Source organism: Lactobacillus sp. IBH004 (assembly GCF_026185255.2).
GTDB lineage: Bacteria > Bacillota > Bacilli > Lactobacillales > Lactobacillaceae > Lactobacillus > Lactobacillus melliventris.
This window is the reverse complement of the sequence record NZ_CP110217.2, coordinates 1,141,130-1,156,557: the sequence shown is the minus strand read 5'-3', so window position 1 is coordinate 1,156,557 and position 15,428 is coordinate 1,141,130. Positions and strand designations below refer to the sequence as shown.

The following is a 15,428-nucleotide window of genomic DNA, read 5'->3' as shown; positions in this document are numbered from 1 at the left end:
ACTTTTTTGTTAACTATAGCTAAATGATTCAATTTTTGTTGATTTTGTTCATGGCTGAGTGACGAATACCATAAACAAAATAGATGACAATCCCTATTAGTGACCAGATTAACATGTATTTCTTTGCTTGCAGATCTAATCCCCAAAAAACAGCAAAAGAGCCAAGGAAAGCTAAGAAAGGCAGAACTGGGTACCAGGGCATTTTAAATGCCGGGTCGGCGATATCTTTCCCTTCACGTGGTCTCAAACGGTAAATGCCAATTGAAACAAACATGAAAGCTATCAAAGTACCGGCAGAAACTAATTGTGTTAAAAATGAAAAGGGAATAAAAGCTGAAATAATAATCGCAATTATTGCCACAGTCCATAATGAGTTTGCGGGACGGTGATTATTATTTAATTTACCCAGTTTATTAGGAATCATACCATCACGGCCAAATGAATATACCAAGCGGGAACTTGCCATACATAAGCCGATCAAAGCTGTAAACATCCCTAAAATAGCAACCGATTGTACTATGGTGGCTATGTGAGTAAAACCGGCTGTTCTCAAAGCGTATCCGACTGGTTCAGCAGAATTTAAATATTGCTGGTAAGGAACCATACCCACTAAAACCAAGCTCACAGCCACAAAAAGCACCACCGCAATTAACAATGAGCCGATAATTCCACGTGGCATAGTCTTTTGGGGATTAACAGCTTCAGCTGAGTTTGAAGCAATTGTATCAAAGCCTAAAAAGGAGATATAAATCATTGAAACTCCGGCATAGATTCCTTGCCAACCTCCAAAAGGGCCGTGACTTGTGGCGCGATAATGAGGTATGAAAGGAATAAAATTAGCTTTTTTGATAACTGTTAAGCCAACAACGACAAAAAGTAAAATAGCGAGCACTTTGACAACTACTAGAATATTTTCAACTCTAGAGGCTTTAGAAACGCCAAAACTAACTAGAAAGGCTGCTAATAAAATGGCTAATAGAGCGACCAAATCTAATAAACCGCTATTGACACCTAATGGATTAGCTAAACTAGCAGGTAGTTTCCAGCCGAGTGGAGCAATTAGTGCACGCAAATTGGCTGACAAACCGGAGCTGATAAAAGCCATTCCTATCAAATACTCTGCTAGTAAAGCCCAGCCTGAAAACCAGCCCCAAAATTCACCGAAAATAACATTAATCCATGAGTAAACAGAGCCTGCAAAAGGCATAGCAGCAGCCATTTCTGCATAAGCAAACGCTACCAGACCAGCGACAACAGATGCTATCACACATGATATGGCGACGGCTGGACCGGTGTGTAAAGCCGCAACCTCTCCAGGCAAAGTAAAAATTGAAGTAGAAACAATTGTGCCCACACCAAGTGCCAGGAAGTCACGCACCTTGAGCGTTCTAACTAAGTGACCGTCTTTTTCTTGATAAATGCCTGGATCTTCTTTGCGATTCATTAATTGCCATAAATTCACATTAAACTACCCCTTAACTTTAGTTTATAATTTGTTTGAAAATACACTGCGTTTTTAAAAGCACTTGCTAATATTTAAATGCGAACGGGTTAAACAGTTGTTACTAACTTACCTCATTCAGATATTTTGGCAGAGATTCCAAATAAAAAACGGTACGAAATTATATAATAATATGTACCGTTTTTAGAATTTTAAGGGATAATTTATTCAAAAATTGACATACGTATCCCCAAAACCAAATTAAAAATAATGATACAGATTTACATTTCAGAAAGCAAGAATTTATATTTTTCATTTACTTAAATTTGGCTTTCAAGATCGTCAACTTCTGACATTTTTGCTATACTGGTTCAAGGTGAGAGTAATGGACGAACTTGAAAAAAATGAAATGCTAGGCGATCTATACGCATACTATGGTAGTCTTTTAACCAAGAGTCAACAAGATTATTTTGAAGATTATTATTATAATGACCTATCTTTAGGAGAAATAGCTCTTAACCATCAAGTTTCTCGTCAAGCTGTATACGACAATTTGCGTCGTTGCCGGCGCCTGCTTAAAAAATACGAAGATAAATTGCACATGCAAAGAGATTACAACATGATAGAAGACAAATTGCTTAAAGTTACGACTGCACTTCAGAAAGGGAAGTCAGACCTAGCTTTGCAAATAACTACCGATTTAATAAACCAACTGAGGGGAGAATAATTCTATGGCATTTGAAAATTTAAGTGAGAGAATTCAAAAAGCTTTAAAAAATTTAACCGGTAAAGGGAAAATATCTGAAGAAGATATCAACAGCGCTAGTCGAGAAATCAGACTGGCCTTACTTGAGGCTGACGTTAACTTTAAGGTTGTTAAAGATTTTATCAAAAAGATTAAACAAGAAGCCTTGGGTAAAGAGGTTCAGGAAAGCCTTAATCCCGGTCAGCAGGTTATTAAAATCGTTAATGACGAATTAACCAAGATGATGGGGGAAAGTGCCGTAACCTTAAACAAGTCTAAGCACATTCCCACTATTATCATGATGGTAGGATTGCAAGGTACTGGTAAAACTACCACAGTGGGCAAGTTGGCTAACAGATTAATGCAAAAAGAAAAAGCGCGGCCGCTGTTAATTGCAGGCGACGTTTATCGTCCAGCCGCCATTGACCAGCTTGAGCAAATTGGTGACCAGTTAAAAGTCCCTGTTTATAGTGAAAGAGACGAAAAAGACGTCGCTCAAATTGTCCAAAATGGGTTAAACAAAGCTGATAAAAATAAAAATGACTATGTCATCATTGATACGGCTGGTCGTTTGGAAATTGATGAACCATTAATGGCAGAACTTGAACGAGTCAAAAACGTTGCTCAGCCAGACAACATCTTGCTGGTAGTGGATGCAATGACAGGTCAAGCAGCAACAGATGTTGCCAAAGGCTTTGATAGCCGCTTAGATATTACGGGAGTGATTTTAACCAAACTTGACGGCGATACTCGTGGTGGTGCTGCACTGTCAATCAGAGCGGTTACTGGGAAACCGATTATCTATACCGGACAGGGTGAAAAATTAACTGACTTAGAGCCGTTTTATCCTGACCGGATGGCATCAAGAATCTTGGGCATGGGCGACATGCTGACTTTAATTGAAAAAGCCCAGCAGGATTATGATGCTAAAAAGGCTGAAGAAGTTGCTGAAAAGATGAAGGAAAATACCTTCGATTTCAACGATTTTGTCGATCAGATTGAACAAGTTGAAAAAATGGGTCCTCTTGATCAATTGATGAAGATGATTCCAGGAATGGCTAACAATCCCCAGCTTAAAAATGTTAATTTTGATAAAAAACAAATTGTCTACATAAAAGCGATCATCTCATCTATGACTAAAGAAGAACGAGAAAATCCCGAATTGCTCAATCCAAGTCGCAGAAGGAGAATCGCCGCTGGTTCTGGTCGGCCAATTGTTGAAGTCAACAGAATGATTAAGCAATTTAAACAAGCCCGAGATATGATGAGTAAAATTACCAAGGGTAATTTTAAGGGAATGGATAATTTGCCCGGAATGAATTCACCAATGGGACGAATGGCTATGCGTCACATGGGGAAGAAATTTAAGAAGAATAAGAAAAAACGGATGAAGGTCAAGAGGTATCATTCATAAAAAAAGCACCTGTTAAGTAAAAACACTTTACACCTTTAAAAATACGTGCTATATTATTTAACGTAACTTTTAGGAGGAAATAATTTTATGTCAGTAAAAATTCGTATGCGCCGTATGGGTGCCAAGAGAAAACCATTTTACAGAATTGTTGTAGCTGATTCCAGAATGCCACGTGATGGTCGTTTTATTGAAGAAGTTGGCTATTATAATCCAGTTTCCGTTCCTAAGGAATTGAAATTAGATGAAGATAAAATTTTTGAATGGCTAAAGAAGGGTGCACAACCTTCAGATACTGTACGTTCACTACTTTCAGGTGCAGGCTTAATGAAGAAGCTGCATGATTCAAAGTTCAATAAATAGTGAATCGTTTATTAAAAGTTTGAAGTCAACTGCTTCAAGCTTTTTTCTTTGAGTAGGAGAAACTATGCAATTTTATGATGTTGCGCATATATTGTCTACCCATGGACTAAAAGGAGAGGTAAAAGTTGCTCTGATTACTGATTTTCCTGAAGAACGCTTTGCCTCAAACCAAGAACTAGCTTTAAAGGATAATCCGCAAACCAAATTAACTGTTAAATGCGGTAGACCTTTTAAGCAATTTTGGCTAGTGCAATTTAATGAAATAACTGATATTGATAGCGCTGAAAAATTGCTAGGAAAAACGCTAGTTGTCAGCAAGCAAAATCAACATGACCTGCCTGATGGCGCATATTATTACCGCGATATTTTGGGTTGTGCAGTCATAGATAATCAGTCAGGCAATGATTTAGGTAAAATAACTGGTATTGAGACTCCCGGTGCAAACGATGTCTGGGAAGTTACCGAACAAAATGGTAATGAATATTTAATCCCCTATATTGATGAAGTAGTTAAGAAAATAGATATTGCACATAAAAAGATATTTGTAGAACTTTTGGAAGGATTACGCAATGAAGATTAATGTATTGACTCTTTTTCCTGACATGTTTACCCCGCTCACGACTTCGATGCTTGGGCGTGGGCTAGATGATGGCAAATGGCAGCTCAATTTAGTCAATTTTCGTGATTTTACCTCTGATATTCACCATCACGTTGATGACAGTCCTTATGGTGGGGGTGCTGGTATGGTTTTGCAAATTATGCCGATCAAAAAAGCACTTGATGCACTTAAAAATAAGGGCAAAGTAATCATTACCGCGCCGCAGGGTAAAACTTTTAATCAAAAAATGGCGCAGGATTGGTCTCAAGCAGAAAATCTCACATTTATTTGCGGACATTATGAGGGCTTTGATCAACGCGTTTATGATTTGGCTGATGAAATTGTTTCAATCGGTGATTATGTTTTGACAGGTGGTGAACTGCCAACAATGAGTATGATAGACGCTACAGTCAGGTTAATTCCCGGAATTTTAGGTAATGATGCTTCACCAGTAGAGGAAAGCTTTGCTCATGGGTTACTGGAATATCCCCAATACACTAGACCGGAGAATTTTCAAGGAATGAAAGTTCCTGCGGTTTTAACCTCAGGCAATCACCAAAAAATTGCGCAGTGGCGTCATAAAGAAGCATTGCGTGCAACTTATTTACGCAGACCAGATTTACTTGAGCAACATGCTTTAAGTGCAGAAGAAGAAAAAATGATGGCAGAAATAAAACAAGAAGAAGATCAAACTTGATTTTACCTAGTATTTTTGCTAGTATGATTGAGGTGTAAATTTATTTTGCACTAATAGTTAGGGGTATTCCGCTGACGTAGAAAACGCTAATGAATGCCGCAGAAGGAGAAAATAAAAATGGATCCATTAATTCAAGAATTAACTAAAGAACAATTACGTGATGATATACCTGACTTCCGTGCAGGGGACACAGTTCGTGTTCATGTGCGTGTTGTCGAAGGTTCACATGAACGTATTCAGATGTTTGAAGGCGTAGTTATCAAGCGTAAGGGCACTGGCATTGGTGCCAGTTACACAGTGCGTAAAATGGCATCTGGTGTCGGCGTAGAACGTACTTTTCCTGTAAACGATCCCCGTGTTGCTAAAGTTGAAGTATTGCGTCATGGTCGTGTACGTCGTGCTAAACTTTACTACTTACGTGATCGTCACGGCAAGTCTGCTAGAATTGCAGAAAAGCGTCGTTAATTTACGCTTAAGTGAAAGAGAATCATTTCCAAAAGGGATGATTCTCTTTTTTGTTTATGTTAAAATCTTTAGCAATATATTTTTATTGAGGAGGAGAATTATGAAAGAACCATTTATGTTAAATTTTGATACTGATCCGAGGGCTGTTTTAGAACCAGATCACGAACAAGAAATTAATAACTTTCATTTTCAGCCCAAGTTGCTGTTTGCATTTTTAACTCCTGCTGTGATCAGTGCTTTTTTGGCTCGTTATCCTCATAAAAAGTTGGGTTGCTTTGACTGCTTTGAAGGAGAAACTCCAATTTATGAGGTTGATTTAGACGGACAAAAAATTACTTTTTGTCAGGCAAAGATAGGTGCTGCAGCTGCTGTAGAGCTATTAGATTGGTTAATAAGCTATGGTGTTAAACAAATTTTAGCAATAGGATCAGCAGGCTGCTTAGTTGATTTACCAGAAAACTATTTTCTAGTGCCTACAAAAGCTATTAGAGATGAGGGCACTTCTTTCCACTATATGAAACCAGGAACATATATTGACTTAAAGTCAGAGTTTTTAACTAAGACCAAAAAATTGCTGAAAGAAGAAGGTCTTAAGGTTGAAGAAGTAACTACCTGGACAACTGATGGCTTCTTTAGGGAAACTGTCAAGAAAGTAAAGCAGGCTAAAGAGTTGGGAGCCTCTTGTGTAGAGATGGAATGTGCAGCAATGGCTGCGTGTGCACAATTTAGAGGGGTCGACTTTGCACAAATATTATTTACAGCGGATTCTCTTAAAGACCTAGAAAAACATGATGACAGAGGCTGGGGCAGGGATGCTCATGAGACTGCTATCAATTTGGCAGCAAATATTATTAAGGAAATTTAACCAAGTTTGTGAAAAAATACTGCTGTGGAACCAAAGTGAAACAGCCACACAATTCACAAGCAAATAACATAAAAGCTTTAGAAACAACATTTTGAAGTATATTTTCAATATAAAGTTTGTGAATAGATCTAAAGCATTAGTTGTGGAAAGTCAATTTCTTGCCATCATGACAGTATTTTGAGAAGTTACGCTTGACTATTAACAGGAATTTTGCTAGATAAATATCTAAAAATACTTAAAGTTCAAGCAAATCAAAATAATAGTCAAAATAAGTCTGATAAACCAGTGAGACCAAGTGATTTGTCCGTAAAGAAAAATTCCATTTGCTAGAGCGGTAAGTAAAACTGCTACTAGAAATATACTAGTTAAAAGTGGTTTTTTTAGAAAACTTCCGGCAATAATGCCTAATGCGGACAAAACGTTGATCATGATTAGCCAAATTGGCAAACTAGTAAAAGATAGAAAGCTGGCGCTGATCATGATAACACTATATATAATATTAAATAAAATTGTAAGATATGACATTTTAATACCTCCACAAAAATTTAACCATCTGGGGTCGACCCAACGTCAAGGAAATAATTATGTATTTGAAAGAATTTATTCAAAAGGAAAATACTACACCTGATACCGTTAGACATTATATCTATTTAAAATTATTAAATCCTGGTCGTAAGGGAAAAAACTATTGGTTTACTGAAAACGAAACTGATTCTTTTGAAGCAATTAAAGAGTTCCAAGGCTTAGGCTTTTCACTTCAAGAAATAAAGGACATAAAAAAACTACACGATGAGTCGTGTAGTACTGAAAAGCAGCGTAAACAAAACTTAAAGTTAATTAAGGATAAAATCGCTGTTATAAATGCAAAAATAAACAAATTAAAAATGCAGAAAAAAGTGCTAGAAGAAGTAGGAGAAATTTTGCAAATAAAAAGCATTATTGAAACTCGTAAAAAATAATTTTTATTTATCCCAATAATGCTATAAAGTTCTTTTGTTAAATAATAGTATTACGGTATAGACCAACTACCTTACCTAAAATGTGAACACTTGACAATATAATCGGTGCCATCGTATCATTTTCAGGCTGCAATCGATAGTGACCTTTTTCCTTGTAAAATCGTTTTACAGTTGCTTCATTTTCATCGGTCATAGCCACTACAATTTCTCCGTTGATTGCTGAAGACTGCTTACGGACAATGACATTGTCTCCGTTTAAGATACCAGCGTTGATCATACTTTCACCATGAACTCTCAACATGAAAAGATCTCCGGCATCGTTTGCCAGATCTGGAGGTAAGGGAAAGTAATCTTCTATATCTTCAACAGCCAAAATCGGTTGACCAGCTGTGACATCACCAACTACGGGAATTTCTTTCGGCTGGACGCCAATTGCTTTTTTACCTTCATCTGTTATTTCCAGAGCTCTTGGTTTGGTGGCATCCTTGATCAGTAGACCTTTATTTTCTAGCCTAGATAAATGGCCGTGTACAGTTGAAGTTGAAGATAAATCTACAGCATGACAAATTTCGCGTACAGTAGGAGGGAATCCTCTGTCCTCAACTGTTTCATATATATAGCGTAGAATTTGCAACTGCTTAGTATTTTGTTTAGTTGTCATAATTATCTCCAGTATTATAAACGTTTTCTTATATATTTAATTTTAGCAAAATATTTCGTATAATGCAAACAAACGTTCTAAAAATTTATACTTTTTTTCGTTGCCAAAATAAGGTAGAATTTTTTAATTGAGAGGTGCAAAGATGAGTGAAGATCCCGAAAAAAAATTAATCAATCGTATTAATGAGCTTTATCACAAAAAGAAATCCGTAGGCTTAACTGAAGCTGAAGAGAAAGAACGTAAGGAATTACACCAGGAATTTATCAAAAATTTTAGAGCTGGCTTCAAGCAAGATGTTGAAAATTTAGTCATAATTGACAAGAATGGTAAGGAAATTACGTCTGAGAAAGCAAAGCGAGCTCAAAGAAAAAAAGGTTTAAGAAAAGATTAACTTTGATCTTTAATTTTCCTTATTTTTTAGGTAAGATATAACTATTGGACAAATTGAGGTGATTTTTTATGAATTTAGGATTAGCGATTTTTCTGATTGTGATTGCACTATTATTGGGCCTTGTAGGGGGCTTCTATGGTGCTAGATCATATATGAAAAAATATTTTAAAGATAATCCGCCAATCAGTGAAGATATGATTGTTGCTATGATGTCTCAAATGGGCCAAAAGCCTTCGGCTAAGAAGGTCAACCAAGTGATGAACATGATGAAGCACCAAAAATAACAATTTTACTAGATTGAATTAGTGCGGCGGAGAATAATTTCTCCGCTTTTTTACTGAATTTTAAGGTGAATAATGGGAATATTTTTTAAATTAGGATGGTTCTTTAAAAAAGAGAAAAAGCGTTACCTCATCGGTATTACATTTTTAGCACTTACATCTGTTGTTAACTTAGTACCACCGAGAATTTTAGGCTTAATGGCAGATCAATTGGATAAGGGTCACATTAGCTGGCAAGAATATAGTCTGTTAATTTTAGCTATTATTTTCTCCGCTCTTTTGCTTTATGGCTTTCGCTATTTTTGGCGTAGACAAATATGGGGTGGAGCTGCTGAACTTGAATTGCAATTGAGATCGAAATTATTTGATCACTTTATGGCGATGGATCGTACTTTTTATCAACGTCACAGAACCGGGGACTTAATGGCTCATGCCACAAATGATGTTTCAGCTGTCCAGGAAGTTGCGGGTGAAGGTGTTTTAACTTTGGTGGATTCTCTTATCATGAGTGTATCGACTATGGTTGCAATGATTGCATTTGTTGATTGGCGCCTGACGATTGTTGCTCTTTTGCCATTACCATTTCTAGCTTGGGGAGCTTGGAAATTAGGTGACAGGCTTCACGATGCATTTGACAAATCCCAAGCGGCTTTTTCAAGGCTGAATAATAAAACGCAGGAATCAGTTTCAGGTATTAAAGTTTTAAAAACATTTGGTCAGGGTCAAGAAGATACTGCCGCTTTTGACCAGATGGTTGAAGACACCATTAAAATTAATAAACAAGTTTTTAAATGGGATTCACTGTTTGATCCTTTAGGAACATTGCTTATTGGTTTAACCTATACTATTACCATTATTTATGGTGGTCTTTTGGTTTTCAATAAAGCTCTTACCATTGGTCAACTGGTTTCTTTTATTGCATATATTGGCAATATGGTTTGGCCGATGTTTGCGATTGGTTATCTTTTTAATATCTTAGAGCGTGGTAGTGCCAGTTACGACCGTATAGAAAAGTTGCTGGAAGAAAAATCAGAAATTACTGATAAATTTGCAGATCAAAAGATTTCGGCTAAGGACATAGCAGGGGATCTTGATTATCACGTTAAATTTTTCGCATATCCGGATGAACCAAATGTTCAAGTGCTGAATAATATTAATTTTACTCTAAAAACGGGACAAACTTTGGGACTTGTTGGTAAAGTTGGAGCCGGTAAAACAACTATAATTCAGCTTTTGCTGAGAGAATTTGACAAGTATGATGGCCAGATAACTCTAAATGGGTATGATATTAGAGAAATTCCACTTAATGTTTTATTGCGGCAAATTTCTTATGTACCGCAGGATAATTATTTATTTTCTACTAGTATTCAAAAGAACATTGCATTTTCAAATGCAGATAGTGATAAGGATGCAATTATCACTGCCGCAAAAAAGAGTGATTTACACAATGACATTTTAGAAATGCCGGGTGGCTACAACACCCTGGTTGGTGAAAATGGTGTTTCACTTTCTGGTGGGCAAAAGCAAAGGATGTCGATTGCGAGAGCTTTACTTAAGCACAGTCAAATATTAGTTTTAGATGATGCTCTCTCTGCTGTTGATGCCAGAACAGAAATGGCTATTTTGCATTCTTTAAAGAAAGAAAGACAAGGCAAGACAACTTTAATTGCGACACACAGACTTACTTCTGTCATGAATGCCGATTTAATTTTAGTATTAAAAGACGGCCGCATTGTTGAAAGAGGTACTCACGATCAGTTACTCAAACTAGATGGCTGGTACGCTGATATGTGGCAAAGACAGGAATTAGAAGACAAGGTGGGTGAATAAGATGGATGATGAAAACTCATTTCAATCTGTTTGGTCTCAAGAAATACCAGTAAAAGAACAGCTCAGCATTTTTAAGCGCCTTTTGCGTTTTGTAATGCATTTTAAGAACGAAATGATTATTGCCGGAATTGGAGCGCTTTTAGTAAGTATAATTAATGTTCTGCTGCCATATGGCTTACAGTATTTTTTAGATAACTTTTTGGTAAAAGCAGATGTAACCACTCAAATAATATTATTTGCTGGTTTTCTCTATGCTTTTGGTTCAGTTGTCAAAGGAATTTTACAATTCACATACGAGTACTTCTTTGCCCTAGGTTCTGAAAAATCGCTTGAAGGCTTGCGTGCGGAATTGTATCAAAAATTACATACTCTGGGAATGCGCTACTTTGATCAAACTCCGGCTGGATCGATAGTTTCAAGAGTAACTAATGATACTATGACATTGAGTAATTTTCTTACCGTTTTATCTAGTGTTGTAATGTCGTTTTTCTCAATCATTTCAGCCATGGTGGCAATGTTTTCAACAAATGTGATGGCTGGGCTGATTGTGTTGGCTTTTCTGCCCTTACTCTTGGTAATAATATGGCAATATTCTAAAAGAAGTTCCAAACTTTACCGCAGTTACCGTGAGCGATTGAGTCGCATTAATACTAACCTGAATGAGTCAATCGAAGGAGTTTCGTTAATCCAGCAATTTAAGCAGGAACAACGTATGACTAATCATTTTGAAGATGAAAATACAGCTTTAATGAAAACAAGATTTAATATGATAAATCTTAATTCTCTTTTGCTTTCCCCTTTGACTAGTTTACTGTATTCACTCGCCCTTGCTTTAACTTTAATGTACTTTGGTTTTCCATTAAGGGAAACTTTTGTACCAGCTGGTGTGGTTTACGCATTTTCACAGTACATCTCACAGTTTTTCAATCCAATCGCTAATATGATGGATCAAATGACTTTCTTCCAGGACGGTATCGTTGCGGGCAAAAGAATTTTCCGGATTCTGGATAATACTGACTATGAACCTAAACAAAATGCTGAAAAAGGCCTGACAATAACACAAGGAAAAATTGAATTTAAGCACGTCAGTTTTTCATACGATGGTAAAAACGAAATTTTACATGATATTTCATTCACCGTTAATCCCGGTGAAACTCTCGGTATTGTAGGTCATACTGGCTCAGGCAAAAGTTCAATTATAAACGTGATGATGCGTTTTTATGAATTCTATCAGGGTGAAGTCTTAATTGATGGTGTAGATATTAAAAAGTATCCTAAAGCTGAATTGCGTAAAAAACTTGGCCTGGTATTGCAGGAGCCGTTCATGTTTTATGGGGATATAAATTCAAATATCCGTCTTTATAATAAAGATATTACTGATGAACAAATAAAAGAGGCTGCTGAAACTGTCCAAGCGGACGGCTTTATTGAAAATCTTCCCGGTAAATATCATGCAAAAGTGGGTGAAGGAGGAAGTGAATTTAGCCAAGGACAAAGACAACTGATTTCATTTGCACGTACATTAGTTACTGATCCTAAAATTTTAGTTTTAGATGAAGCTACAGCAAATGTTGATACTGAAACCGAAACACTTATTCAACAGGGCTTGAAACGGCTTCGTAAGGGTCGTACTACTCTTGCTATTGCGCACAGACTTTCAACTATTGTGGATGCAGATCAAATTATTGTATTAAATGACGGCAAAATCGTTGAAAGGGGTAATCACGAAGAGCTTCTTTCACAAAAGGGTTATTATTATAACTTGTATACATTACAGAACAGTCAAAAGTAAAAAGGTACTCGATTAAAAGCTTTGATAAAACCTCCAAATTATTTCAATTTGGAGGTTTTATTGTGTCTATTTTTAATAAAAGAAACCAAATTAAAAGCTTTTATTTTTATTTTCTAGGATTAAAGAAGTGTAATTGAAACTTTTAATGGACTTTTAACTTGGAAAATATTTATATACGTTATAAATATATACACTATTGACAGCGTTTGCAGTATAGAGTAAATTAATTTATAAGCATAGGATACTATGCTTTTTAGTAAGAAGGGAATTATAATGGAATATCATAAAATCAATGAAACTGATTTGGAAAATTTAAGAAAATTTATCTCAGATCCAGAAAGATTTATTACTAATCCCACAAAGCACTGGGATCATGACCAATTTCGTACTGTGAGGGCAATGCCAGATTTGGTAATTCAACCGACAACTAATGAAGAAGTCATGAACGTTGTTAAATATGCAAGTGACCACTCAATACCTTTAGTTCCAAGAGGTAATTCCACTGGTTTAATGGGAGCTAACTTGACAGTTGATGGCGGAATTTCACTTGATATGATCAAGATGAATAAGATTTTAGAATACGATCCTGAAAACTTGACAATGACAGTTCAAGCAGGAATCAGGTTGAAGGACCTAGACGAGTTTTGTGCTGATAAGCCATTTGTTTATATGCCAGCACCTGCTATGCATTGGGCTACAATAGGAGGAAATGTTTCAACAAACGCCGGTGGTCTTAAGGCTATAAAGTACGGTGTAACGAGAGAGCATATTCGTGAGATCAAGGCTGTTTTGACAAATGGCAAGTTATATAAATTTGGCTCCAAAGCAGTTAAATCATCGTCAGGTTATTCGTTAAAAGATTTGTTTATCGGTGCTGAAGGTACTCTTGGGGTTATAACGGAAGTTACAATCCGGTTATATCCAAAACCTCACAAGTCAATAAATGCTATTATTCCATTTCCAACTCTAAATGATGCAATTAAATCCGTTCCGGCTATTTTAAGATCAGGTGTTGTGCCAACAACTGTTGAATTTATGGGACGTAAAGTAATTAAATTATGGGAATCATATGCTAAAGATGAATTTCCACTTAAAAAAGGTGATGGCTTCATTATGATTGGTATTGATGCCTTTACTGAAGATGAGTGGAAGGCGGAGCTGAAGGAAACTTTGGAAGTAGTAAAGCCGTTTAAAGCTGAAAAAGCTGTTGTCCTGGGTGCTGATTCCGAAGAAGCCAAGAAAATTTGGCAATGTCGTGAAGAATTGCTTTTAGCAATTCAAAATTCCACTCCAAAAATGGACGAAATAGATGTTTGTGTACCAATAAATCACATTCCTGTAGTTTTGGACCGCATCGAAGAACTTGAGCAAGAGCTGAATATTCGCATTCCAAACTTTGGTCACGCAGGCGATGGTAACCTGCATATCTACCTTTGCTCTGACAATATGACAGATGAAGAATATGTCAAGACTAGCAATAAGGTTATTTCTGAACTATATAAGACTGCTAAATCTCTTGATGGTAATATGTCAGGTGAACATGGTATTGGTTATGCTAGAGCAAATTACTTTGAAGACTTTTACGGCAAAGAATATACTGATTTATTGCGTGAAGTTAAAAAGCTATTTGACCCTAATTATATTATCAACCCAGGAAAAATTTTTGAACCTTAAAAAATTTTCTTGTTTTAACATTAAAAAAGCTGATAAATTTTGTTTTATCAGCTTTTTTTATGTAATATTTTTTACTTGTTTAACATATATTTCCTAGTCATAGGTAAATTTTTACCAGATGGTCCTTTGGTGATGAGATATTGCACAACATCAATATTTCCCGATTCAAAGGAAGCAGCACAAGCCTGTAAATATAGATCCCACATTCGGGTAAAACGTTCGCCCATATTCTTTTGAATTTGATCTCGTTTGCTGTTGAAGTTATGATCCCAAATTTCCAAAGTTTTTTGATAATGCCTTCTTAGCATTTCGATGTCTGCAATTTGCATATTATTTGCAATAATATGGTCAATATTTTCTGCTAAGCCAGGAATATAACCACCCGGGAAAATGTACTTATTAAGCCAAGCATTTTTAGCACCACCTTGCTGGCGAGTAATGCCGTGAATTAAAGCGACTCCGTCCTTCTTTAAGTATTTTGCAACATCTCCGAAATATTGGCCTAAGTTTTCTTTACCAACATGTTCAAACATGCCGACAGAAGTTACATAGTCCCACTGCTGATTGCCTAATTCGCGATAGTCCTCTAACCTAACTTCAGCAACATCTTGTAAGTTTTGATCATAGATTTTCTTTTGCACTAACTTATATTGTTCTTCACTCAGGGTTACACCAGTCACCTTTAGGCCGTATTCTTTTGCAGCTAGCAGCATGAGTGTTCCCCAACCACAACCAATATCAAGCAGAGTTTTCCCTTTTTCCGGATTTAATTTGTTGAGAATATGATGTATTTTTGCCAACTGCGCAGTTTCAAGGTCATCATTTTCATTTTCGAAATAAGCACAGGAATAAGTTAAAGTAGGATCGAGCCATAATTTGTAAAAGTCATTACCGATATCATAATGACGTTGAACATCTTTTTCGCTTTGTTCTTCTGTATGCTTTTCTTTTGGTAAAAATTTACGGAATTTACTGGAGCGCAAAAAGCTTCCAGCACTTTCATAAGCTCCGCAAATTAATTTTTGCAAACTCCCTTTAATTTCAATTTTTTTATCCATATATGCTTCTCCAAGAGCTAAAGAAGCATTTTTAGAAATAGCGCTGGTTGGGATCTTTTCGTTAAAAATAATCTCAATATTCGGAGTACCGTTTCCATATATTTCGCTTTTACCGTCCCAGTAAGTTACTTTAACAGGGAACGGAAAAGACTTACTTAACATTGTTCTGTAAAAAGTTTTTTCTAACAATTTTCAAA

General features: G+C 36.3%; 17 protein-coding genes. 13 read left to right on the top strand and 4 right to left on the bottom strand.

Annotated features, from left to right (window positions below):
* Window positions 1-28: 28 nt before the first annotated feature.
* Window positions 29-1,462, bottom strand: coding sequence for an amino acid permease (locus LDX54_RS05800; protein ID WP_265666622.1), 1,434 nt, complete (start codon window positions 1,460-1,462; stop codon window positions 29-31).
* Between the two features lie 364 nt (window positions 1,463-1,826).
* Here LDX54_RS05800 and ylxM point away from each other — a divergent pair, with 364 nt between their 5' ends.
* From ylxM to LDX54_RS05765, 7 genes are all read left to right on the top strand, one after another.
* The gene (gene ylxM, locus LDX54_RS05795) at window positions 1,827-2,168 is read left to right on the top strand and encodes a YlxM family DNA-binding protein (RefSeq protein ID WP_122026180.1); all 342 of its coding nucleotides are present in this window, start codon (window positions 1,827-1,829) and stop codon (window positions 2,166-2,168) included.
* A gap of 4 nt (window positions 2,169-2,172) precedes the next feature.
* Window positions 2,173-3,600: a signal recognition particle protein gene (ffh, locus tag LDX54_RS05790; RefSeq protein WP_265666623.1), complete on the top strand. Its 1,428-nt coding sequence runs from the start codon at window positions 2,173-2,175 to the stop codon at window positions 3,598-3,600.
* Window positions 3,601-3,687: 87 nt separating this feature from the next.
* Window positions 3,688-3,960: a 30S ribosomal protein S16 gene (gene rpsP / locus LDX54_RS05785; protein WP_038523039.1), complete on the top strand. Its 273-nt coding sequence runs from the start codon at window positions 3,688-3,690 to the stop codon at window positions 3,958-3,960.
* A gap of 64 nt (window positions 3,961-4,024) precedes the next feature.
* Window positions 4,025-4,540 carry a ribosome maturation factor RimM gene (gene rimM, locus LDX54_RS05780; protein WP_265666624.1) on the top strand — a complete coding sequence of 172 codons (516 nt, stop codon included), beginning with the start codon at window positions 4,025-4,027 and terminating at the stop codon, window positions 4,538-4,540.
* Complete coding sequence (gene trmD, locus LDX54_RS05775; protein ID WP_265666625.1) at window positions 4,530-5,255, top strand: tRNA (guanosine(37)-N1)-methyltransferase TrmD; 726 nt, start codon at window positions 4,530-4,532, stop codon at window positions 5,253-5,255. The genes rimM and trmD overlap by 11 nt, the downstream gene beginning before the upstream one ends.
* 117 nt (window positions 5,256-5,372) lie before the next feature.
* Window positions 5,373-5,720, top strand: a complete 348-nt coding sequence (rplS, locus tag LDX54_RS05770; protein ID WP_034981588.1) for a 50S ribosomal protein L19 — start codon at window positions 5,373-5,375, stop codon at window positions 5,718-5,720.
* A gap of 97 nt (window positions 5,721-5,817) precedes the next feature.
* Entirely contained in the window at window positions 5,818-6,585 is a 768-nt protein-coding gene (locus tag LDX54_RS05765; protein WP_265667652.1) for a nucleoside phosphorylase, read from the top strand.
* 225 nt (window positions 6,586-6,810) lie between these two features.
* Here the strand turns inward: LDX54_RS05765 and LDX54_RS05760 are convergent, their stop codons facing one another.
* Window positions 6,811-7,110: a hypothetical protein gene (locus LDX54_RS05760; protein ID WP_265666626.1), complete on the bottom strand. Its 300-nt coding sequence runs from the start codon at window positions 7,108-7,110 to the stop codon at window positions 6,811-6,813.
* A 59-nt stretch (window positions 7,111-7,169) separates the two neighbouring features.
* Between LDX54_RS05760 and LDX54_RS05755 the strand changes: the two genes are divergently transcribed.
* A complete protein-coding gene (locus tag LDX54_RS05755) occupies window positions 7,170-7,544 on the top strand; it encodes a MerR family transcriptional regulator (RefSeq protein WP_265666627.1) in 375 nt (124 codons plus the stop codon).
* 37 nt (window positions 7,545-7,581) lie between these two features.
* Here LDX54_RS05755 and lexA read toward each other — a convergent pair whose 3' ends face one another.
* Window positions 7,582-8,205, bottom strand: a complete 624-nt coding sequence (gene lexA / locus LDX54_RS05750; protein ID WP_046325032.1) for a transcriptional repressor LexA — start codon at window positions 8,203-8,205, stop codon at window positions 7,582-7,584.
* Window positions 8,206-8,347: 142 nt separating this feature from the next.
* On the opposite strand from lexA, the gene LDX54_RS05745 reads away from it, so the two are divergent.
* The 5 genes from LDX54_RS05745 to LDX54_RS05725 all read left to right on the top strand — a co-directional run bounded on the left by LDX54_RS05745 (window position 8,348) and on the right by LDX54_RS05725 (window position 14,173).
* Window positions 8,348-8,596, top strand: a complete 249-nt coding sequence (locus LDX54_RS05745; protein WP_046325031.1) for a DUF896 domain-containing protein — start codon at window positions 8,348-8,350, stop codon at window positions 8,594-8,596.
* Between the two features lie 68 nt (window positions 8,597-8,664).
* On the top strand, window positions 8,665-8,880 hold the full coding sequence (locus tag LDX54_RS05740; RefSeq protein ID WP_046325029.1) for a YneF family protein: 216 nt from the start codon (window positions 8,665-8,667) through the stop codon (window positions 8,878-8,880).
* 72 nt (window positions 8,881-8,952) lie between these two features.
* On the top strand, window positions 8,953-10,707 hold the full coding sequence (locus tag LDX54_RS05735) for an ABC transporter transmembrane domain-containing protein (RefSeq protein WP_187157479.1): 1,755 nt from the start codon (window positions 8,953-8,955) through the stop codon (window positions 10,705-10,707).
* A gap of 1 nt (window position 10,708) precedes the next feature.
* Window positions 10,709-12,499: an ABC transporter ATP-binding protein gene (locus LDX54_RS05730; RefSeq protein ID WP_265666628.1), complete on the top strand. Its 1,791-nt coding sequence runs from the start codon at window positions 10,709-10,711 to the stop codon at window positions 12,497-12,499.
* Between the two features lie 273 nt (window positions 12,500-12,772).
* Complete coding sequence (locus LDX54_RS05725; RefSeq protein WP_265666629.1) at window positions 12,773-14,173, top strand: FAD-binding oxidoreductase; 1,401 nt, start codon at window positions 12,773-12,775, stop codon at window positions 14,171-14,173.
* Window positions 14,174-14,244: 71 nt separating this feature from the next.
* On the opposite strand, the gene LDX54_RS05720 is transcribed toward LDX54_RS05725, so the two are convergent.
* On the bottom strand, window positions 14,245-15,420 hold the full coding sequence (locus tag LDX54_RS05720; protein WP_265666630.1) for a cyclopropane-fatty-acyl-phospholipid synthase family protein: 1,176 nt from the start codon (window positions 15,418-15,420) through the stop codon (window positions 14,245-14,247).
* Window positions 15,421-15,428 lie beyond the last annotated feature (8 nt).

Excerpts from the sequence above, each read along its gene's own strand:
- rimM (WP_265666624.1), top strand. The coding sequence starts at position 4,025 with ATGCAATTTTATGATGTTGCGCATATATTGTCTACCCATGGACTAAAA.
- rpsP (WP_038523039.1), top strand. The coding sequence starts at position 3,688 with ATGTCAGTAAAAATTCGTATGCGCCGTATGGGTGCCAAGAGAAAACCA.
- LDX54_RS05740 (WP_046325029.1), top strand. The coding sequence starts at position 8,665 with ATGAATTTAGGATTAGCGATTTTTCTGATTGTGATTGCACTATTATTG.
- ylxM (WP_122026180.1), top strand. The coding sequence starts at position 1,827 with ATGGACGAACTTGAAAAAAATGAAATGCTAGGCGATCTATACGCATAC.
- LDX54_RS05735 (WP_187157479.1), top strand. The coding sequence starts at position 8,953 with ATGGGAATATTTTTTAAATTAGGATGGTTCTTTAAAAAAGAGAAAAAG.
- LDX54_RS05730 (WP_265666628.1), top strand. The coding sequence starts at position 10,709 with ATGGATGATGAAAACTCATTTCAATCTGTTTGGTCTCAAGAAATACCA.
- ffh (WP_265666623.1), top strand. The coding sequence starts at position 2,173 with ATGGCATTTGAAAATTTAAGTGAGAGAATTCAAAAAGCTTTAAAAAAT.
- lexA (WP_046325032.1), bottom strand. The coding sequence starts at position 8,205 with ATGACAACTAAACAAAATACTAAGCAGTTGCAAATTCTACGCTATATA.
- LDX54_RS05745 (WP_046325031.1), top strand. The coding sequence starts at position 8,348 with ATGAGTGAAGATCCCGAAAAAAAATTAATCAATCGTATTAATGAGCTT.
- LDX54_RS05755 (WP_265666627.1), top strand. The coding sequence starts at position 7,170 with ATGTATTTGAAAGAATTTATTCAAAAGGAAAATACTACACCTGATACC.
- trmD (WP_265666625.1), top strand. The coding sequence starts at position 4,530 with ATGAAGATTAATGTATTGACTCTTTTTCCTGACATGTTTACCCCGCTC.
- LDX54_RS05725 (WP_265666629.1), top strand. The coding sequence starts at position 12,773 with ATGGAATATCATAAAATCAATGAAACTGATTTGGAAAATTTAAGAAAA.
- rplS (WP_034981588.1), top strand. The coding sequence starts at position 5,373 with ATGGATCCATTAATTCAAGAATTAACTAAAGAACAATTACGTGATGAT.
- LDX54_RS05760 (WP_265666626.1), bottom strand. The coding sequence starts at position 7,110 with ATGTCATATCTTACAATTTTATTTAATATTATATATAGTGTTATCATG.